At 73.9% G+C, this 20032-nt stretch carries 13 protein-coding genes; 7 read left to right on the plus strand and 6 right to left on the minus strand.

What is annotated here, in order from left to right; translation table 11 throughout:
- Positions 1 to 39: 39 nt before the first annotated feature.
- The 3 genes from ACIP82_RS30135 to ACIP82_RS30145 all read right to left on the minus strand — a co-directional run bounded on the left by ACIP82_RS30135 (position 40) and on the right by ACIP82_RS30145 (position 4544).
- On the minus strand, positions 40 to 1704 hold the full coding sequence (locus tag ACIP82_RS30135; RefSeq protein ID WP_363609215.1) for a DEAD/DEAH box helicase: 1665 nt from the start codon (positions 1702 to 1704) through the stop codon (positions 40 to 42).
- Between the two features lie 157 nt (positions 1705 to 1861).
- Positions 1862 to 2065 (minus strand): cold-shock protein, encoded by a 204-nt coding sequence (locus ACIP82_RS30140; protein ID WP_363609217.1) that lies wholly within the window; start codon positions 2063 to 2065, stop codon positions 1862 to 1864.
- A gap of 298 nt (positions 2066 to 2363) precedes the next feature.
- The gene (locus ACIP82_RS30145) at positions 2364 to 4544 is read right to left on the minus strand and encodes an MMPL family transporter (RefSeq protein WP_400657978.1); all 2181 of its coding nucleotides are present in this window, start codon (positions 4542 to 4544) and stop codon (positions 2364 to 2366) included.
- Between the two features lie 476 nt (positions 4545 to 5020).
- On the opposite strand from ACIP82_RS30145, the gene ACIP82_RS30150 reads away from it, so the two are divergent.
- From ACIP82_RS30150 to ACIP82_RS30165, 4 genes are all read left to right on the plus strand, one after another.
- Positions 5021 to 7327 carry an MMPL family transporter gene (locus tag ACIP82_RS30150; protein WP_400658087.1) on the plus strand — a complete coding sequence of 769 codons (2307 nt, stop codon included), beginning with the start codon at positions 5021 to 5023 and terminating at the stop codon, positions 7325 to 7327.
- Positions 7328 to 7460: 133 nt separating this feature from the next.
- Positions 7461 to 8354 carry a phosphotransferase enzyme family protein gene (locus ACIP82_RS30155; RefSeq protein WP_400657980.1) on the plus strand — a complete coding sequence of 298 codons (894 nt, stop codon included), beginning with the start codon at positions 7461 to 7463 and terminating at the stop codon, positions 8352 to 8354.
- A 115-nt stretch (positions 8355 to 8469) separates the two neighbouring features.
- Complete coding sequence (locus tag ACIP82_RS30160) at positions 8470 to 9558, plus strand: polysaccharide deacetylase family protein (RefSeq protein WP_400657982.1); 1089 nt, start codon at positions 8470 to 8472, stop codon at positions 9556 to 9558.
- A gap of 218 nt (positions 9559 to 9776) precedes the next feature.
- On the plus strand, positions 9777 to 10520 hold the full coding sequence (locus ACIP82_RS30165) for a hypothetical protein (protein WP_363609225.1): 744 nt from the start codon (positions 9777 to 9779) through the stop codon (positions 10518 to 10520).
- Between the two features lie 10 nt (positions 10521 to 10530).
- On the opposite strand, the gene ACIP82_RS30170 is transcribed toward ACIP82_RS30165, so the two are convergent.
- From ACIP82_RS30170 to ACIP82_RS30180, 3 genes are all read right to left on the minus strand, one after another.
- Entirely contained in the window at positions 10531 to 11232 is a 702-nt protein-coding gene (locus ACIP82_RS30170) for an exonuclease domain-containing protein (RefSeq protein ID WP_363609227.1), read from the minus strand.
- Positions 11233 to 11337: 105 nt separating this feature from the next.
- Positions 11338 to 11820: a GNAT family N-acetyltransferase gene (locus ACIP82_RS30175; RefSeq protein ID WP_400657986.1), complete on the minus strand. Its 483-nt coding sequence runs from the start codon at positions 11818 to 11820 to the stop codon at positions 11338 to 11340.
- Between the two features lie 69 nt (positions 11821 to 11889).
- Positions 11890 to 13167: an SAV2148 family HEPN domain-containing protein gene (locus ACIP82_RS30180; RefSeq protein ID WP_400657988.1), complete on the minus strand. Its 1278-nt coding sequence runs from the start codon at positions 13165 to 13167 to the stop codon at positions 11890 to 11892.
- Positions 13168 to 13585: 418 nt separating this feature from the next.
- On the opposite strand from ACIP82_RS30180, the gene glgX reads away from it, so the two are divergent.
- From glgX to treZ, 3 genes are all read left to right on the plus strand, one after another.
- Positions 13586 to 15703: a glycogen debranching protein GlgX gene (glgX, locus tag ACIP82_RS30185; RefSeq protein ID WP_363609233.1), complete on the plus strand. Its 2118-nt coding sequence runs from the start codon at positions 13586 to 13588 to the stop codon at positions 15701 to 15703.
- A 69-nt stretch (positions 15704 to 15772) separates the two neighbouring features.
- Positions 15773 to 18295: a malto-oligosyltrehalose synthase gene (gene treY / locus ACIP82_RS30190; protein WP_400657990.1), complete on the plus strand. Its 2523-nt coding sequence runs from the start codon at positions 15773 to 15775 to the stop codon at positions 18293 to 18295.
- On the plus strand, positions 18292 to 20022 hold the full coding sequence (gene treZ, locus ACIP82_RS30195; protein WP_400657992.1) for a malto-oligosyltrehalose trehalohydrolase: 1731 nt from the start codon (positions 18292 to 18294) through the stop codon (positions 20020 to 20022). Before treY ends, treZ begins: the two co-directional genes overlap by 4 nt.
- The last annotated feature ends 10 nt before the right edge of the window (positions 20023 to 20032 follow it).

Raw genomic sequence — 20032 nt, forward strand, 5'->3', positions numbered from 1 at the left:
ACCCCTCGTCAGGGGTGCCGGGCCGTTGGTCAGGTGGCGTCAGTCCGACTTGCGGCGCTGGCGGCCGGTGCCGTAGTTGGAGCCGGACTTGGTGCCGGAGCCGGGCTTGGCGCGGCCGGAGGAGCGGCCGATGAAGCCGGCCGCCTGGCGGGAGCCGCCGCCGCCCTGGCCGCCGCCGGCCGCGCCCATGCGCTGCTTGGGGCGGGGGCGGCGGGGGTTGCCGTTCATGTCGACGTCGGTCGGCAGGCCGGAGCGCTTGGCGGGGCGCCGGCGCGGGGCGCCGGCCTTCCCGTCCGCGGCGGCGGCCGGCTGGGTGACGACCGGGACGGCCACCGTGACCGGCACGCCGCTGGGGGTGCGGGCGCCGGTGATGCGGCTGAGCTCGGCGTCGCCGGGGCGGATCTTGGTGGTGGTCGGGCGGATGCCGGCCACCGTCATCAGCCGGCTGACCTCGCGGCGCTGCTCGGGCAGGACCAGGGTGACGACCGTGCCGGACTCGCCGGCCCGGGCGGTGCGGCCGCCGCGGTGCAGGTAGTCCTTGTGGTCGATCGGCGGATCGACGTTGACGACCAGGTCGAGGCCGTCGATGTGGATGCCGCGGGCGGCGACGTTGGTGGCGATCAGCGCGGTGACGTGGCCGTCGCGGAACTGGTCGAGCACCCGGTTTCGCTGCGGCTGGGACTTGCCGCCGTGCAGGGCGGCCGCCTTCACGCCGTTGGCCAGCAGCTGCTTGGCGAGGCGGTCGGCGCCGTGCTTGGTGTGCACGAACATGATCAGGCGCCCCTCGCGGGAGGCGATGTGCGCGGTGGCGGACGCCTTGTCGGACGCGTCCAGCTGGAGCACGTGGTGGTCCATGGTGGTCACCGCGCCGGCCGACGGGTCGACCGAGTGGGTCACCGGGTCGGTCAGGAAGCGCCGCACCAGGCGGTCCACGTTGCGGTCCAGGGTGGCGGAGAACAGCATCCGCTGCCCGCCCTCGGCGACCTGCTCCAGCAGCTTGGTGACCTGCGGCAGGAAGCCCATGTCGGCCATCTGGTCGGCCTCGTCGAGGACCGTGATGGCGACGTGGTCCAGCCGGACGTCGCCGCGGTTGATCAGGTCGTCCAGCCGGCCCGGGGTGGCGACCAGGACCTCGGCGCCGCGGCGCACGGCGTTGGCCTGCCGGGTGATCGACATGCCGCCGACGACGGTGGCGATCCGCAGGTTGACCGCGGTGGCGTAGGGGGTGAGCGCGTCGGTCACCTGCTGGGCCAGCTCGCGGGTGGGTACCAGGACGAGCGCCAGCGGGTACCGGGCGTCGGCGCGACGGCCGGCCGTGCGGGCGAGCAGCGGCAGGCCGAAGGCGAGGGTCTTGCCGGAGCCGGTGCGGCCGCGGCCGAGCACGTCGCGGCCGGCCATGGAGTCCGGCAGGGTGGCGGCCTGGATCGGGAACGGCTCGATGACACCCTCACGGGTGAGCGCGCTCAGGATGCCCTTGGGCAGCTCCAGCTCGGCGAAGCTCGCCACCGGCGGGCGGGGCGGGGTGCCCTCGACCACGGTGAAGTCGGCGGGCTCGGCGGCGCGCGGGGCACTCTTGCGGGGTGCGCCGTTGCGGGGGGCGCCACCACGGGTGCCGGCGCTGCGCGGTGCGCCCGCGCCGGTGTTGCGGCTGCGGGGCTTACGGTTGCGGTCGCCCTCGCGGGGCGAGCGGGCAGGGGTGGTCACGGAGTCTCCGTCCGGTCGTCTGGCACCCCGGGATCGGGGCGGTTCGGCCGTCGGGAGTCAGGTGCCGCCCCGGCCGTTCGGCGGCATGGGCGAGGGCCCGCACCGTGCGGTACGGGCCCTCGCTGCGCGAGATCGCGAGTCAGCTCTGTGGCTGGACTCAGATGACGCGGATGTGCTCGGCCTGCGGGCCCTTCTGGCCCTGCGTGACGTCGAACTCGACCTTCTGGCCCTCGACGAGCTCACGGAAGCCCTGCGCCTCGATGTTCGAGTAGTGGGCGAACACGTCGGCGCCGCCACCGTCCTGCTCGATGAAGCCGAAGCCCTTTTCGCTGTTGAACCACTTCACGGTGCCGGTAGCCATAACCGTCTCCTCTAAAAACTGGGGCATCGGAACCCGCACCTCGCGGGCCCCAAAGTAGCCGCGATCCCCATCCGGAGACTGAAACACCGGACAAAACAAATGCGCCTGTTGGTTGGAACCAGCAGGCGCACACACACGTTCATGGGAACCAAAACTGCAACTGGTTCGACTGTAGCACGACGACACCCCGAGTGACCGGGGCTTTTTTGCCCAGCACGTCACGTTTGCCGGCCGGGGAAAGGGGGCAGGCGGCACCCCCCGAAGAGAGTACCGCCCGCCCCTGGCCGACTACGAACGGTCAGTGCCGTCCGGCCGGTTCCGGTACGTCGTGCGCGCCGGCGAGCGGCGCCGGGCCGGAACCGTGGCCGACGGTGTCGCCGTGGCCGGGCCACCAGGCGCGGTGGCCGAGCAGCGCGGTGAGCGCCGGGGTGAAGAACATCGACATCACGAAGGCCGAGACGATGATGCCGATGGCGATCGAGAAGCCCATCTCGCTGAGCATGGTGTTGCCCGCGAGCAGCATGGTGGCGAAGGTCGCCGCCAGGATGAACCCGGCCGCGGCCACCGTCGGACCACCGTGGCGGATCGCCTGACCGGCCGCCTCGCGCGGGCTGCGGCCCTCCCGGGCCTCCTCCCGCAGGCGGGCGATCATCAGGATGTTGTAGTCGGTGCCGATCGCCACCACGAACAGGTAGATGAAGATCGGCAGCATGAACATCAGTCCCGCCTCGCCCTTCATGTCCTGGAAGACCAGCTTGGTGGCGCCGAGGGTGGCGCCGAAGCCGAGGCCGACCGAGGCCATCAGGTACCAGGGGGCGACCACGCTGCGCAGCAGCAGGCCGAGGATGATCATGATCAGCAGGGCGGCGACCGGGAAGACCAGCGTGTAGTCGTGCACCATCGCCGTGTTGATGTCCTTGTACACGGAGCTGGTGCCGGCGACGTACGCCTTGGTGCCGGCCGGGGCCTTGTCGTGAGCGACATCACGGACCGCGCCGATGGTGTCGATGGCCGCGTTGCTGGCCGACTCGTCCTTCAGCACCACGGTGATGTCGGCGGTGAGGCCGTCCGCGCTGATGTTGCGCGCCGGGTCGGCCAGGACGGCGCCGCTGACGCCGTCGACCTTGCCGAGCTCCGCCACGTAGCCCTGGAGGCCGGCGGCGTCGAGCTTGGTGCCGTTCTGGCTGGAGACGTAGACGTGGGCGGGGTCGGCGGCGCCGGCCGAGTACGCCTTGATCATCGTGTCCTGGACGACCATCGACTCCTTGGTCTTCGGCATGGAGCTGCCGGCCAGGTCGAAGGTGCCCTTGTAGCCGAGGGCGGCGAGCGCCAGGCCGACCATCACCAGACCGGAGACCAGGGCGGCCATGGCCGGGCGGCGGCTGACGCCGCGGCCGATCGCGGCGAAGCGGGCGCTGGAGGGCTCGCGCTGCCAGGCCTTGGACGGCCAGAACAGCACCCGCTCCGGGATCAGGCAGAGGATCGCCGGCACCAGGGTGACCGAGGCGACCGCGGTGACCGCCACGGCGATGGCCAGCGAGGGGCCGAGCGCCTTGAACATGCCGAGGCTGGAGAGGACGAGCACCGCGAAGGCGACCACGACGGCGCCGGCCGCGGAGGCGATCGCCTCGCCGACCCGGCCGACGGCGTTGGCCACGGCCTCCTTGCGGGTGTCCCCGGCCCGCAGCCGTTCGCGGTAGCGGAACATCAGGAACAGGAAATAGTCGGTACCGACGCCGTACAGCACCACGATCAGGATCGCGGACATCGAGTTGTCGGCCTTGAGGCCGAACAGCTTGCTGGCGTCGGCGATCAGCCCGTTGGCGACCATCGAGTAGATGGCCACCGAGATGACCGGCAGCAGCGCGATGATCGGGCTGCGGAAGATGATCCCCAGCGTGAGCAGGATGATCACGATGGTGCCGACGCCGATCAGCATCTCCGCCGTCTTGCCGGAGTCCTTCTGGTCCAGGGCGCTCGCGGCCGGGCCGCCGACCTGGAACTTCAGGGCGCTGCCGGAAGCGAGCGAAGTCCCCTCCTCGCGCAGCTTCTTGGCGGCGTCGCTGTACTCGTCGGTCTGCATCTTCGACTTGTCGATGGCGACCATCGACATGGCGTACTTGCCGTCCTTGGAGACGGACTCGTCACTGACCGGGAGGACCTTCTGGACCAGCGGGATGTTCTTGTCGGTCAGGCCCTGCACGACCTTGGCCATGGTGGCCTTGTCCGCTTCGTCCAGCTTGCCGCCGTCGGTACGCTCGAAGAGCAGCAGCGCGGACGGCGAGACGGCGGACGGGAAGGCCTTCTCCTGGACCTGCATGGCCTGGATGGACTCGTAGTGCTTGGGCAGGAACGCCGACTCGTCCGTGTTGGCGGTCAGCTTGGGCGCCGTCCCGATGATCGCGATGGCCGCGACCATCCACGCCGCGATCACCCACCAGGCGTAGCGGACGACGAATTGTCCTATTCGGTGGAACATGCTCGTGATGCCTCCTGGGCATGACTCACCGCAGCCCTGAGGGACGGGACGTCGGGCGACGGCAGGACCGGCGGGGAACGCGGAGCCCCCTTGCCGGTCGGCAGGTAAGTGTTCAGAGGACATCATCCTACGAGAACTTGCTTGCCGCCCGGCAAGCAGCCCCCGTGGCCGACCCCCTCAGGGTCGCCGAACGGCGAGCCCCGACCATCTTCACCCGCCGGACGGCCCCCGTACCTCGTACTCGGGGTGGAGACCGCTCCCCCTCAGGGTGGACTTCCCTCCCCCACCCCGAGGGAGGAGACATCAGGGTAGGGGGGTAGGGATAACCCCACCCCTCCCCCGAGGAAACCCCCAGGAAGAACTCCCCCGCCAGCCGGATACCTGGTCAACGGCCTTTTCCCTACTGTCGATTGCGACGCCGGGCGCACCGCCCGCGACCTGATCCCGCCGGGGTGGCCACCGCCGCTCACCCGGCGATGACCGCCGCTCTCCCTGGGGGAAATCCCGTGAAGACCAAGCTCGGCATGGCTGCCTCGATGGGCGCCTGGAGCGCCCGGAACAGAAAGACAGCCGTCTTCGGCTGGCTGCTCTTCGTCGTCCTCGCCACCTTCCTCGGCGGCCTGCACGGCAGCGAGAAGGTCGCCGACTCCGAGTCGATGCCGGGCCAGGTCGCCCGCGCCGCCAAGATCCTCGACGAGGCAGGCCTCAAGCCCCCCGCCAGTGAGACCGTCCTCGTCCAGAGCACCGCGCTGACCGCCGACGCCCCGACCTTCCGAACCGCCGTCGACCAGGTGGTGAGCGCCGTCAACGGCACCGGCAAGGCCGAAGGTGTCCAATCCCCGTACGACACCAAGGCGGTCTCCGCGGACGGGCACTCGGCGCTCGTCCAGTTCACCGTCAAGGGCGAGCGCAAGGAGGCCGTCGAGAACGTCCCGGCCATCATGGACGCCGTCGCCCAGGTGCAGAAGCAGCACCCGGACCTGACCGTGGTCGAGCTGGGCGACGCCAGCTCCAACAAGTGGATCCAGGACCAGTTCTCCGACGACTTCGCCCGCGCCGAGTGGACCGCCGTGCCGCTCGCGCTCGGCATCCTGCTGATCGCCTTCGGCGCGCTGGTCGCCGCCGTGCTGCCGGTGGTGCTGGCCATCACCGCCTTCGTCGCGGCCGGCGGGCTGGTCGCGCTGAGCAGCGGCTTCCTGCACACCAGCGACAACGCCAGCTCGGTGATGCTGCTGGTCGGCCTCGCGGTCGGCGTCGACTACTGCCTCTTCTACCTGCGCCGCGAGCGCGAGGAGCGGGCCGCCGGGCGCGACCTGGAGACCGCGCTGAAGATCGCCGCCGCCACCAGCGGCCGGGCCGTCCTGGTCTCCGGTGTCACCGTCGTGGTCGCCATGGCCGGCATGTTCCTCACCGGCATCGCCGAGTTCCAGGCCATGTCCTACGCCACCATCGTGGTCGTGATCACCGCCGTGCTGGGCTCGCTGACCGTCCTGCCCGCGCTGCTGTCGATGCTCGGCGACAAGGTCGAGAAGGGCCGCGTCCCGCTGCTGGCCCGGCTGCGCCGCCCGGACGCCGCCGCGACCGGCGGCCGGGTCTGGAACGCCGTCCTCACCCCCGTGCTGCGCCACCCGCTGGCCGCCACCGTGCTCGCCGGGGCGCTCCTGGTCGGCCTCGCCGCGCCGATGCTGACCATGCACACCGCCAACCTCACCTTCCAGCAGCAGCTGCCCAAGGGCAACGAACTGGTCACCACCTCGGAGAAGATCGAGGCCGCCTTCCCCGGCAGCCCCGCCCCCGCCACCGTGGTGATCAAGGCCACCGACATCACCTCCCCGGCGATGACCGCCGCGATCGCCGACCTCAGGACCAGGGCCCTGGCCAGCGGCCGGATGCACGGCCCGATCGAGGTCGCCGTGCACCCCGAGAAGAACATCGCCACCGTCGACATCCCGCTGCAGGGCAGCGGCAACGACACCGCCAGCAACGACGCGCTGAAGACGTTGCGCGGCGAGATCGTGCCCGCCACCGTGCTCAAGGTGCCCGGCACCGAGGCCCCGGTCACCGGCCGCACCGCCGGCTCCTACGACTTCAACGCGAAGATGACCGGCTCGATGCCGCTGGTCTTCGGCTTCGTGGTGCTCTTCGCCTTCCTGCTGATGCTGACCTCGTTCCGCTCGCTGGCCGTCGCCGCCACCGCCGTGGTGCTCAACCTGCTCTCGGTCGGCGCCGCGTACGGGGTGCTGACGCTGGTCTTCCAGCACGGGGTGGGCGCCTCGCTGCTGGGCACCGCCGGGGTCGGCGCGGTCGAGTCCTGGGTGCCGCTCTTCCTCTTCGTGATCCTCTTCGGCCTCTCGATGGACTACCACGTCTTCGTGGTCTCCCGGATCAAGGAGGGCCGCGACCGCGGCCTGCCGACCCGGACGGCCATCGCGCACGGCATCCGTTCCACGGCCGGGGTGGTCACCAGCGCCGCGGTGATCATGGTGGCGGTGTTCGGGGTCTTCGGCACCCTCTCCATGCAGGCGATGAAGCAGATGGGCGTCGGCCTGGCGGTCGCGGTGCTGATCGACGCGACCGTGATCCGCGCGGTGCTGCTGCCCTCGGTGATGACCCTGCTCGGCGAGCGCAACTGGTACCTGCCGTCCTGGCTGCGCTGGCTGCCCGAGCTCTCGCACGGCGAGAGCTTCCCGCCGGTCGATGCCGGCCAGGTTTCGCAGGGCACCGTCCCCGCCCCCGCCGGCGCCCCGGCGGAGGGGGCGCGGCACCGCCGGATCGAGGTCTGACACCACCACCGGCTCCTCCGCTCCACGGCCGGGCCCCGCGTCACGCGGGGCCCGGCCCTCGTGCGTCATGATGATCACCGTCCCCCACCCCCGGCCGAGCCGCTCGGCCACCCCGAGGAACGGAGCCGCGTCCATGATCCCCTTCGACGAGGGCCGCGCCCGGCTGCTGCTCGCCCACGCCTGCGAGTCCGCCGGCCTGCCCGGCCCGGGCAACGCCCGGCTGCTGGCGCTCGGCGAGAACGCCGTCTTCGACCTCGGCGACCCGGCCGTGGTCGCCAAGGTCGGCCGCGGCCCCGAGCTCTACGACCGGGCCCACCACGAGCTGGCCGTCGCCGACTGGCTGGCCGGGCAGGGCATCCCGGTGGTCCGCCCGTACGACGCCGTCGAGCCCGAGCCGCAGCTCGCCCACGGGCACCCCGTCACCTTCTGGCACCGGCTCGCGCCCGCCGAGCGGCCCGCCCGCCCCGCCGACCTCGCCCCGCTGCTGCGCGCCCTGCACCGGCTGCCGCTGCCGCCCTTCCCGCTGGCCCGGCGCGACCTGCTGGCCCCGGTCGAACGCTGGCTGGCCTCGGCCGAGGGGCACGTCGACCCCGTCGACGTCGCCTTCCTGCGCCACCGCCGGGACGCCTTCACCGCCGCCCTGCCGGACCTGACCCCGCATCTGACGCCGGGGCTGATCCACGGCGACGCACTGCCGCGCAACGTCCACGTCGGCCCGGACGGCCCGGTCCTGCTCGACCTGGAGAACGTCTCGCGCGACCTGCGCGAGCACGACCTGGTGGTGCTCGCGCTCAGCCACGACCGGTACGGCGTACCGGGTGAGGACTACCGGGCGTTCACCGAGGGGTACGGCTGGGACGTCCGCGAGTGGCCCGGCTTCGCGGTGCTGCGCGGGGCCCGCGAGACGGCCAGCGCCTCCTGGGTGGCGCAGCAGGCGCCGGGCAATCCGGCCGCGCTCGCCGAGTTCCGCCGCCGGGTGGACTCGCTGCGCGAGGGGGCGACGGACGTGCGCTGGTACCCGTTCTGACCGGACGGGGACGGACGGGGACGCAACCGGGAGGCCTGGCACCGGCGTCCCACCGGAGAGTCGCCCTGCCCTGACCGAGGGATCGCGCCGCCTCACCATCTCAGGAGCCGCCGCCATGCCTGAGCACGCCACCCCGCCACGACCGTCGTCGAGCCCCTCCGTCCCGCCGAGGCCGCCGCGTCCGTCGTGTCCGTCGGTCCGGCGCCGTCGCCCGCTGATCACGGGCTGCCTCGCGGTGGCCGCCTCGCTGGCCCTGGCGGCCTGCGGCACGGCCAACGGGGCGCTCCAGCCGCAGCCGGGCACCGGCGCGCCGTCGGTGCCCGGCGCACCGTCCGGTGGGCCGCCCGGCGGTCCGTCCGTCGTCCCGGCGCCGGGCTCGGACGGCGTGCCGGTCTCCCCGGACTCCGCCCCCACCCCGCCCGGCCGGCCGACCGGCACCCCGAAGCCGTCCGCGCCCAGGCCCGCGACGGGCGCCGCCACACCGCCGACCGCGTCGAAGCCGCCGGTCCGGACGCCCTCGCAGCCCCCGACAACGCCGGCCGCCCCGCCGGCCACCGGGGCCCAGACCCCGCCCGCGCAGCCCGCTCCGCCCGCGAGCGGTGGATCCGCCGCGGTCGTCCGCTCCACCGCCTCCGGCGGACGGACCGTGGCGCTCACCTTCGACGACGGCCCGGGCCCCGCCACCGGCCAGGTCCTGGACCTGCTCGCGCAGTACGGCGTCAAGGCGACGTTCTGCCAGATCGGCCGGCAGGCCGCGGCCGACCCCGCGATGGTCAGGCGCGTCCTGGCGGCCGGCCACCGGCTCTGCGACCACACCGTGCACCACCCGCAGCCGTTCGCCGCGCTCCCGCACGACAAGGCCGTGTACGAGATCTCCGCCGCCAAGGACATGATCGTCCGGGCCGGCGGGCCGGGCACCGGGGTCGGCTGGTTCCGCGCCCCCGGCGGCGGGTTCAACGCCGACAACGAGCGCATCTCCGCCGACCTGGGCATGCGGCCGCTCGGCTGGTCCGTGGACCCGCGCGACTGGTCCCGCCCTGGCGTCGCCTCGATCGTCTCCACCGTGCGGAGCCAGCTGAAGCCCGGCGGCGTGATCCTGCTGCACGACGGCGGCGGCGACCGCAGCCAAACCGTGGCCGCGCTGCGGCAGTTGATCCCCTGGCTGATCGCCCAGGGCTACCGCTTCGACTTCCCGGCGAGCTGAACTCCCCTATCTCCGACACCTGGACCCGCTGCACCCGGGCACCGCCCGGGTCACCTTCCCCACGCCCGGCCCCGCCGACGCCGCCCCCGACCGCGATGGCGACCCGCGGCTGGTCGACGAGCTGGAGCGGCTGTCCGCCCCGCACCGCGAAGGCGCCCTGGACGCCGCCGAGTTCACCCTCTCCAAGGCCCGGGCCCTCGGGCACGACCCGGCTGAGCGTGCGTGATAGCGTCGATCTCTTCTCCGGCACGCCGGACGAGGTCCCCCCGCAGGTGATCGTGACCGACCCCGACCAGCGGCTCCGCACCGCGCTCGACGCGCTGGACGCCGCCTTCGCACCGTTCTCCGACCAGCCGTTCGACGTGGGCGGCTGCGCCTACTGCTACCCCGACGCCGGGCTCGCGGCGCTCGCCGGGCCCGCCCGGCTGGTGCCCGAGGAGCTGATCCCGTCCGTCTCCGCCAAATCGATCGGCCACTGGGACGACGGTCCGGGCCTGTACCGAAAAATGACGCCCCGAATCGTCCGGGCGCTGGCCACCGGCCGGCTGCACGTCGACCACGGCCTGATCGCCTCCCGGCTGCTCGAAGCCGGCTGGCGCGACTGGCCGGGCCCCGAGCGGGAGGCGCTGGACGCGGTCTGGTCGGCCTGGTGGCGGGCGACCCTGCACCGGCACCCCGGCGTCGCCCCCGTCACCGGCGTGCTGGAGACGATCGCCGTCAGTACCGGCTCCCTGGCACCGTGGCTCGGCATCTGGGCCGCGACCCGCACCGAGGCGGCGGAGCGCCACCTCTCCGACGCCATGGCCGGCTGGCTGTCCTACGGGCAGCTCTCCGGGCTCCGGCTCGGCTTCTACGACGAGCTGGACGCCACGGCCGAGTTGCTGCCCTGGCTGCTCTCCCTGGGCGAGGACCGGATCGGCGCCGCCCAGCTGTACGAGGTGGAGAAGATCGCGTACAGCTGAGCCGAGGGGCTCAGCGCAGCGGCCAGCGGGGGTCGATGACGGCCTGCGGGTCCTTGGCGCGGCGCAGCCAGGCCTGGAGGCCCTCCGCCCAGTCGTGGTGCCAGCCGATCTGGAGGTCGTGCAGCTCGGCCAGCGGGACGTCGCCGACCTGGCCGGGGTAGCGCTCGGCGAGGGCGACGGCGACCCGGACGGCGGCCAGCGCGTCGCTGCCGGCCTCGTGCGCGTCGGTCAGCTCCACGCCGTACACCTCGCAGACCCGCTGGAGGGTGCGGGAGCCCTTGCGGTACTTGTCCACGGCCCGGTCGATGACCAGCGCGTCCAGCACCGGCGCGACCGGGCCGCCGAGCCGCTCGGCGAGCGGCGCCAGGCCGTGGCGACGCAGTTCGGCGTCGAGCAGCGAGAGGTCGAAGGGCGCGTTGAAGGCGACCACCGGGCGGCCGGCGGCGAGCCGTTCGCACAGCGCCGCGGCTATCTCGTCCACCGCTTCCTTGGCCGGGCGGCCCTTGCTCCGGGCCAGGTCGTCGCCGATGCCGTGGATCGCCTCGGCCTCGGCGGGGATCGGGACACCGGGGTCGAGCAGCCAGCCGGTGGCGCTCAGCCGGCGGGCTCCGACGGTGTCCACGAGGGCGGCCGTGACGATGCGGGACGCGGCCGGGTCCGTACCCGTGGTCTCCAGGTCGAAGCCGACCAGTGGCTGCTGCCACCAGCTCATAGGGGTGTGTCCTTCCGTCCGGTTGGTCGAAGCAGCCCCTATCATCGCCCGCCCCACCGACAATGCCGCCGCTGGGGCGGGCGGGCCCGGCCCAGCGGCCCCCTGCTACGCGGCGGCCGCCTCGCGCGACCCGGCCGGGCGGACCAGGCGGACGTCGACCGGGTCCTCGGACTCCAGGGCGAAGCCGTGGCGTTCGTAGAGGCGGCGGGCGGCGCTGCCCCGGAGCACGTCGAGCCGGACGGGCTCGCCCGCGGCGTCGGCGGCGGCCAGGACGGTGCGCAGGACGGCGGAGCCGAGGCCGCGGCCCTGGTGGTGCGGGGCGAGGTAGAAGTGCTCCAGCAGCCGGCCGCCCTGCTCGGCGGGGCGGACGGTGACGCAGCCCGCGAACTCGCCGTCCACCAGGACGATCGAGGTGTAGCGGGTGGAGAAGGAGTCCCGCAGGCGCCGGCGGACCCGGTCCTCGTCGTAGCGGCCGAGCCGTTCGAGGTCGGGGCGCATCACCACGGCGCGGAGTTCGGCGACGGGTTCGACGTCGGCGGCCTCGGCGGTGCGCAGGGTCCAGGCGGGGGCGTCGGCGGGGCTGTTCATGGCCGTAGTCTCCCAGCCCGCCTCATGGCCGTAGCACCCCAGCCGTCCGGCCGCCCCGGCGAACGGGTGTCAGGACACCGGCCGGGAGTCCGCCCAGACGCCCTCGAACTCCTCGCGGTAGACCTCCAGCAGCCCGGCCTCGGTGCCGCCCGGCTGCTGGCCGGCGCCGCCGCGCAGCACCAGGGCGGGCGACTCCATGCCCCGGGCCCGCCGCAGGTAGGGCTGGACGACGCCGAGGTCGCGGGTCTGGCGGCGGCCGCCGCCGCTCTGGCCGGCCGGGCGCGGACCCTCGACCAGGTAGGCGGTGAACCGCGGGGTCTCGTCGAAGACCCGGATCTCGAAGCCGCCCTGGTCGCGCAGCCGGGCCCGGACCCGGCGGACGTGCATGATGTTCATCTCGATCGAGCGGGCCAGCTCGCCGCGGCCGAGGCCCAGCTCGCGCTCGCGGCGGCGGACCGCGCTGCTGGCCGGGTTGAGGAAGAGCAGCCGGACCCGGCAGCCGTCGGTGGCCAGGCGCACCAGGCGCTTGCCGGTGTAGTTCTGGCAGAGCATGCCGAGGCCGATGCCGAGCGCGTCCAGCCGCCGGGCGCCGTCCAGCAGGTCCTCCACCGGCAGGTCGCGCTGGAGCCGGACCCGGTCGGCGTGCACCGCGACCACGTCCGCGTAGCGGCCGGCCACCAGGGACTCGACCACGTCGGCCGGGACGCCGCCGGCGCCGCCGTCGAGCACCGCGAGCAGCCGGGCGGCGGCGCGTTCGGTCTGGGCGAGGACGGTCTGGGTGAGGACGCGGTTGCGGGAGACCACGTGCCGGGCGACCTCCAGTTCGTCCAGGGCCAGCTCGATCTCCCGCCGGTCGGCGAGGTACGGCTCGAAGCAGGGCCAGTGCTGGACCATCAGTTCGCGCAGCTGGGGCAGGGTGAGGAAGACCAGCGGGTCGTCGTCGGCCGGGTCGAGCAGATAGCCCTTGCGGCGGCTGACCTCGCGGACCGCGCCGGCCCGGTGGGCCCACTCCTCGCCGGCCGGTCCGGCCGCGGCCGTCACCCAGTCCTCGCCGTGGGCGGGGGCGTAGATGGGGTGGAGCACCTCGTCGACGAGCGAGCGCAGCCGCTGTTCGACCAGGTTGAGCCAGACGTACGCGCGCCCGGCGAGCCGGACCCGCTGGTAGGCGTCCTCCCACTCGGCGCCGGACCAGGCCAGGGCGGGGATCTCGACCGGGCCGCCCTGGGCCGGGACGACGGCGCGGCCGGTCAGGGCGGGGCGCATGACGACGGTCGGCGCCTCGCTGCGGGTGCTGCCACGGTCGGGGCCACCGGGCCCACCGCCACGGCCGCCGGCGGGGAACACCATGCGCCACCTCACCTGGTTCCTGCTGGAGCCCCGCTTCCGCCGGTTCTGCCGGAAGGCTCTGCTGATCGTTTCTTCTGATGGATCGCCACGGACACGAAGCGGCCGGACGATCAAGAGTACTGCCCGCCGCGAGCGGCCCGCAGCCGGTTGACCGACGGGCCCGCCCCGCCACGCCCAGCCGCGCCCCGGCGGCCCCGGGGGCACCCGCCGATCACCCGCCGGACACCCGTTCGGGCGAACACAGGGCAAATGGTCCCGCCGCCGGGCGAAGCGTCGGGGAGTATGCGGACTGTGCCGTCCAGCGCGGCACGCGACCGCCGCACATGCCCGGCCGCCCGGCCGGGAAGAGAGCAACCGAGCCCGGAGCACGATCGGACTGCACGTCAGTTTCCGTTGACTACAGGGGAGTTGAGGACTCATGCAGGTCTGGCCAGGGGCGCCCTACCCCCTCGGTGCCACCTTCGACGGGGCCGGCACCAACTTCGCGGTGTTCTCGGAGAGCGCCGACCGGATCGAGCTCTGCCTGCTCGACGCGAACGGCTCGGAGACGGCCGTGGAGCTGCGGGAGACCGACGCCTTCGTCCGGCACGCCTACCTCCCGGGCGTCCAGCCCGGCCAGCGCTACGGATTCCGCGTCCACGGCCCGCACAACCCGGGCCTCGGCCAGCGGCACAACAGCGCCAAGCTGCTGCTGGACCCGTACGCCAAGGCCATGAGCGGGCACATCGGCTGGGACGAGGCCGTCTACGGCTACCACTTCGGCGCGCCGGAGCGCCGCAACGACCTGGACTCCGCCCCGCACACCATGCACTCCGTGGTGATCAACCCGTACTTCGACTGGGGCACCGACCGCCCGCCGCGCACCGACTACCACCGCACGGTGGTCTACGAGGCCCATGTGAAGGGGCTGACCAAGCTCCACCCGGGCATCCCCGAGGAGATCCGGGGGACGTACGCGGGCCTGGCCCACCCGGCCGTGATCGAGCACCTGGCCAAGCTCGGCGTCACCGCGATCGAGCTGATGCCGGTGCACCAGTTCGTCCGCGACCACCGGCTGCGCGACCTGGGCCTGGCCAACTACTGGGGGTACAACACCATCGGCTTCTTCGCCCCGCACTCCTCCTACTCCTCCACCGGGGACCGCGGCCAGCAGGTGCAGGAGTTCAAGTCGATGGTGAAGGCCCTGCACGCGGCCGGCATCGAGGTGATCCTGGACGTCGTCTACAACCACACCGCCGAGGGCAACCACCTCGGCCCCACCCTCTCGCTGCGCGGCCTGGACAACGTCTCCTACTACCGGCTCGCCCGGGACCAGCGGTTCTACGAGGACACCACCGGCACCGGCAACAGCCTGCTGATGCGCAGCCCGCACGTGCTCCAGCTGATCATGGACTCGCTGCGCTACTGGGTCACCGAGATGCACGTGGACGGCTTCCGCTTCGACCTCGCCGCCACCCTGGCCCGGCAGTTCCACGAGGTGGACCGGCTCTCCTCCTTCTTCGACCTGGTCCAGCAGGACCCGGTGGTCTCCCAGGCCAAGCTGATCGCCGAGCCCTGGGACCTCGGCGAGGGCGGCTACCAGGTCGGCAACTTCCCCCCGCTGTGGACGGAGTGGAACGGCATGTACCGGGACACCGTCCGCGACCTGTGGCGCGGCGAGAACGCCACGCTCGCCGAGTTCGGCTCCCGGCTCACCGGCTCCTCCGACCTCTACCAGGACGACGGCCGCCGCCCGATCGCCTCCATCAACTTCGTCACCTGCCACGACGGCTTCACCCTGCGCGACCTGGTCTCCTACAACGAGAAGCACAACGAGGCCAACGGCGAGGACAACCGGGACGGCGAATCCTTCAACCGCTCCTGGAACTGCGGCGCCGAGGGCCCCTGCACCGACCCCGCCGTCGAGGAGCTGCGCGCCCGCCAGCAGCGGAACCTGATCGCCACCCTGATGCTCTCCCAGGGCGTGCCGATGCTCTCGCACGGCGACGAACTCGGCCGCACCCAGCAGGGCAACAACAACGCCTACTGCCAGGACAACGAGCTGTCCTGGATGCACTGGCCACAGGGCGACGGCCCGGAGGCCCGGCTGCTGGAGTTCACCCAGGGCATGATCTGGCTCCGCCGCGACCACCCCGTCTTCCGCCGCCGCCGCTTCTTCCACGGCCGCCCGGTCTCCGGAACGCACGACGACCTCACCGACATCGCCTGGTTCACCCCCAGCGGGGAGGAGATGACCAAGCGCAACTGGGGCGCCAACTACGCCAAGTCGCTCACCGTCTTCCTCAACGGCTACGCCATCTCCGAGCCGGACCGGCGCGGCGGGCGGATCGTGGACGACTCCTTCCTGCTGATGTTCAACGCCCATTTCGAGCCGCTGGAGTTCACCGTCCCGGCCGACCACGGGCAGGAGTGGCAGGTCGTGGTCGACACCGCCCAGCCCCGGCTGCCCGCCCCCGGCGCCGGTGCCCGGGTCAAGGCCGGGGACGTGCTCTGGCTCACCGACCGCTCGCTGATGGTGCTGCAACGGCCCGCCTGAGCAGGTGGTTCACCTGTTCGGATCAGCAACGGGTCTTGACGGCGGGCTCGCCCGGGTAGTCATGGACACATGACCTACGCCGCCGAGCCCGCGCAGCCACGCCCGGCCGCCGTACCGTCCACCGCGGCCGCCCCGGGGCCCGCCGCCCCCACCGCCAGCTACCGGCTCCAGCTCCAGCCCGGCTTCACCCTCCGGGACGCCACCGCCGCCGTGCCCTACCTCGCCGCCCTCGGCGTCTCGCACCTGCACCTCTCCCCCCTGCTGACGGCCGCCCCCGGCTCCACCCACGGCTACGACACCGTCGACCACGGCCGGATCAGCGAGCAGCTCGGCGGCGAGGCCGCCCTGCGCGCGCTGGCCGCCGAGGCCCACCGGCACGGCCTGCGGCTGATCGCCGACGTGGTGCCCAACCACATGGCCGTCCCCGTCCCCGAACGGCTCAACCAGCCGCTCTGGCACGTCCTGCGGGACGGCCCCGACTCGCCGTACGCCCGCTGGTTCGACATCGACTGGGCGGCCCAGCCGGGGCCGGCCGACGACCCCGGCCGCGGCCGGGTCCTGCTGCCGCTGCTCGGCGGCCGGCTCGGCACCGTCCTCGACGAGTTCACCGTCGACGGCGAGGTGCTGCGCTACCACGACCACGCCTTCCCGCTCCGGCCCGGCACCGCCGGCCTCCCGCTCGACCAGCTGCTCGCCCGGCAGTGGTACCGGCTCGCCTGGTGGCGCCTCGCCCGCACCGAGCTGAACTACCGGCGGTTCTTCACCGTCAACGAGCTGATCGCCGTCCGGGTCGAGGTGCCCGAGGTGTTCGAGGCGACGCACGGCCTGCTGCTGCGGCTGCACGCCGACGGCGTCCTGGACGGCTTCCGGATCGACCACCCGGACGGCCTCGCCGACCCGCGCGGCTATCTGAACCGCTTCGCCGAGGCCACCGGCGGGGCGTACACCGTGGTCGAGAAGATCCTCACCGGCGACGAACGGCTCCCCGCGGACTGGCCGTGCGCCGGCACCACCGGGTACGACGCGCTGCGCCGGATCGACGGCGTGCTCACCGACCACGCGGGCGCCTGCCGGCTGGCGGGGGCGTACGAGGCCTTCGTCAGCGGTGTGCCCGGCGGCGGCGAGCCGTGCGCCGACCCGCACCCGGCCGTCGCCGCCGCCCGGCGCGGCCGGTCCGACATGACCGGCCCGAACGGCGAGCTGGCGGCCGAGCTTGAGCGGCTGGTCCGGATCGCCCTCCGGATCGGCGCCGACGAGCCCGCGTACGCCGACCACGCGCCCTGGCGGCTGCGGGCCGCGCTCCGGCGGGTGCTCACCGGCTACCCCGCGTACCGCCCGTACGCGCGGCCCGGCGAGCCGGTGCCGGAGGCCTCCGCCAGGCAGTTGCGGGCCGCGCTGGACGGGGCCGGGGCGGCGGACGGGGCCGGGGACGCCACGGACGCCCTGGTCGCGGACCTGGCGCTGGGGCGGCTCGGCGGCGGGCCGGCCAAGGAGGAGTTCTGCGCCCGCTTCGGGCAGACCGCCGCCGCCGTCGCCGCCAAGGGCGTCGAGGACACCGCCTTCTACCGGTGGAACGCCCTGCTGAGCCTCAACGAGGTCGGCGGCGAACCGGCCCGGCCCGGGCTCCCGCCCGGCGCCTTCCACGACTGGTGCCGGTACATCGAGGCGCACTGGCCGCACACCATGACGGCGCTCTCCACCCACGACACCAAACGCAGCGCCGACGCCCGGGCCCGGCTCGCCGTCCTCGCCGAGCAGCCGGACCGCTGGGCCGCCGAGGCCGCCGCCTGGTCCGCGGCCGCGGGCCCCGGCGGTGACCCGGACAGCGACTGGACGCTCTGGCAGACCCTGGTCGCCGCCTGGCCGATCGACCGGGACCGGCTGGTCACCGCCCTGCTCAAGGCCGCCCGCGAGGCCAAGCTGCGCACCTCCTGGACGGCCCCCGACGCCCGCTTCGAGCGGGCCCTCGCCGACCGCGCCCGCGCCGTCTACGGCAACCCCGGGCTGCTCCCCCGGATCGAGGGGTACGGGCACACGCTCGCGCCGTACGCCCGGGCCAACACCCTCTCCGCCGCGCTGCTGCACCTGACCGTGCCCGGGGTGCCGGACCTCTACCAGGGCGGCGAGGAGCCGCTGTACACGCTGGTGGACCCGGACAACCGGGGCGTGGTGGACCTCGGCGCGCTCGCCGTCCGGCTCACCGACTCCGCCACGGCCAGGACCGGGGACCTCGCGCGGGAGAAACTGCACCTCACCGCGGCCGCGCTCCACCTGCGGCGCGAGCGGCCGCTCGGCGCCTACCGGCCGCTGACCGCCACCGGCCGCGCCGCCGGCCATCTGCTCGCCTTCGCGCGCGGGGACGACGTGGTCACGGCGGTCACCCGGCTGCCGTACGGCCTCGAACGGGCGGGCGGCTGGCGGGACACGGCGCTGGAGCTGCCGCCGGGCCGGACCGGGAGCGGCGGACCGGGGGCGGACGCGGTGTGGACGGACGAGCTGACCGGGCGGGCTTACCCAGGGGGCGCGGTGCCGGTGGCCGAGCTGCTGGCCGCCTGCCCGGTGGCGCTGCTGACCCGGAGGGGCCGCGGGTGAGGACGTACGAGGTGTGGGCCCCGGCGGCCGCCGAACGGGTCGAGGTGGAGGTCGGCGGCGAGCGGCACGCGCTGGCCCGGGACGGCGCCCGGCCCGGCTGGTGGCACGGCGGGGCACCCACCGGGGACTACGCGTTCCGCCTGGACGGCGGCCCGCCGCTGCCCGACCCGCGCTCGCCCCGGCAGCCGTACGGGCCGGACGGGCCCAGCCGCCCGGTGGACCACGCCGCGTTCAGCTGGTCGCGGACCGGCTGGCGCGGCCGTCCGCTGCCCGGCGCCGTCCTGTACGAGCTGCACATCGGTACCTTCACCGCCGCCGGCACCTTCCAGGCCGCCGCCGAACGCCTGGACCACCTGGTCGAGTTGGGCGTCGACTTCGTCGAACTGATGCCGGTCTGCCCGTTCCCCGGCCGGCACGGCTGGGGCTACGACGGGGTCTCGCTCTGGGCCGTGCACGAGCCCTACGGCGGCCCGGAGGGGCTGAAGCGCTTCGTGGACGCCGCCCACCGCAAGGGCCTCGGCGTCGTCCTGGACGTGGTGCACAACCACCTCGGCCCGTCCGGCAACCACCTTCCCCGCTTCGGCCCGTACTTCACCGACCGGCACCACACCCCGTGGGGCTCGGCGGTCAACCTGGACGCCCCCGGCTCGGACGAGGTGCGCGACTATCTGATCGGCAGCGCGCTGGCCTGGCTGCGCGACTACCGGATCGACGGCCTGCGGCTGGACGCGGTGCACGCCCTCGCCGACGACCGCGCCGTCCACTTCCTGGAACAACTCTCCGGCGCGGTCGACCGGTTGGCCGTCGCCACCAACCGCCCGCTGTTCCTCGTCGCCGAGTCCGACCTCAACTCCCCCCGCACCACGGCCCCGCGCGAGGCCGGCGGCCAGGGCCTCACCGCCCAGTGGAGCGACGACTTCCACCACGCCCTGCACACCGCGCTCACCGGTGAATCCCAGGGCTACTACGGCGACTTCGCGCGCGCGCCGCTGGCCGCCGTCGCCAAAACGCTCACCCGCGGCTTCTTCCACGACGGCGGCCGGTCCTCGTTCCGCGGCCGCGGCCACGGCCGCCCGTTCCCGTCGGCCGGCGGACACCGGCTGCTCGGCTACCTGCAGACCCACGACCAGGTCGGCAACCGGGCGCTCGGCGACCGGATCTCGGCCGGCCTCGGCCCCGGACCGCTCGCCGCCGGGGCCGCGCTGGTGCTCACCTCGCCGTTCACCCCGATGCTGTTCATGGGCGAGGAGTGGGGCGCGACCACCCCCTGGCAGTACTTCACCGACCACACCGACCCGGACCTCGCGGAGGCCGTCCGGCAGGGCCGGCGGCGGGAGTTCACCGAGCACGGCTGGCAGGCCGGGGAGGTGCCGGACCCGCAGGAGCCGGCCACCGTACTGCGCTCCGTCCTCGACTGGACCGAACCCCGGCGCGCCCCGCACGCCGGGCTGCTCGCCTGGTACCGCACGCTGATCCGGCTGCGGCGCGCCCGGCCGGAGCTGTCCGACCCGGACCTCGCCGCCGTCCGGGTGGAGTACGACGAGGCCGCCCGCTGGCTGGTGGTGCACCGGGGGCCGTACCGGGTGGCGGTCAACCTGGGCCCCGGGGCCGCCGAGGTGCCGCTGGGCGCCGCCGGGCGGGAGACGGTGGCGTCGTTCGGCGGGTGCGGGCTCGACGGCACGGTGGCACGGCTGGCCGCCGGGTCGGTCGCGGTCGTCCGGACCTGAGCCGTCCGGC

Origin of the sequence: Kitasatospora sp. NPDC088548 (assembly GCF_044753005.1) — a bacterium.
Lineage (GTDB): Bacteria > Actinomycetota > Actinomycetes > Streptomycetales > Streptomycetaceae > Kitasatospora.

Excerpts from the sequence above, each read along its gene's own strand:
- ACIP82_RS30140 (WP_363609217.1), bottom strand. The coding sequence starts at position 2,065 with ATGGCTACCGGCACCGTGAAGTGGTTCAACAGCGAAAAGGGCTTCGGC.
- ACIP82_RS30145 (WP_400657978.1), bottom strand. The coding sequence starts at position 4,544 with ATGTTCCACCGAATAGGACAATTCGTCGTCCGCTACGCCTGGTGGGTG.
- ACIP82_RS30150 (WP_400658087.1), top strand. The coding sequence starts at position 5,021 with ATGACCGCCGCTCTCCCTGGGGGAAATCCCGTGAAGACCAAGCTCGGC.
- ACIP82_RS30155 (WP_400657980.1), top strand. The coding sequence starts at position 7,461 with ATGATCCCCTTCGACGAGGGCCGCGCCCGGCTGCTGCTCGCCCACGCC.
- ACIP82_RS30160 (WP_400657982.1), top strand. The coding sequence starts at position 8,470 with ATGCCTGAGCACGCCACCCCGCCACGACCGTCGTCGAGCCCCTCCGTC.
- ACIP82_RS30170 (WP_363609227.1), bottom strand. The coding sequence starts at position 11,232 with ATGAGCTGGTGGCAGCAGCCACTGGTCGGCTTCGACCTGGAGACCACG.
- ACIP82_RS30175 (WP_400657986.1), bottom strand. The coding sequence starts at position 11,820 with ATGAACAGCCCCGCCGACGCCCCCGCCTGGACCCTGCGCACCGCCGAG.
- ACIP82_RS30180 (WP_400657988.1), bottom strand. The coding sequence starts at position 13,167 with ATGGTGTTCCCCGCCGGCGGCCGTGGCGGTGGGCCCGGTGGCCCCGAC.
- glgX (WP_363609233.1), top strand. The coding sequence starts at position 13,586 with ATGCAGGTCTGGCCAGGGGCGCCCTACCCCCTCGGTGCCACCTTCGAC.
- treY (WP_400657990.1), top strand. The coding sequence starts at position 15,773 with ATGACCTACGCCGCCGAGCCCGCGCAGCCACGCCCGGCCGCCGTACCG.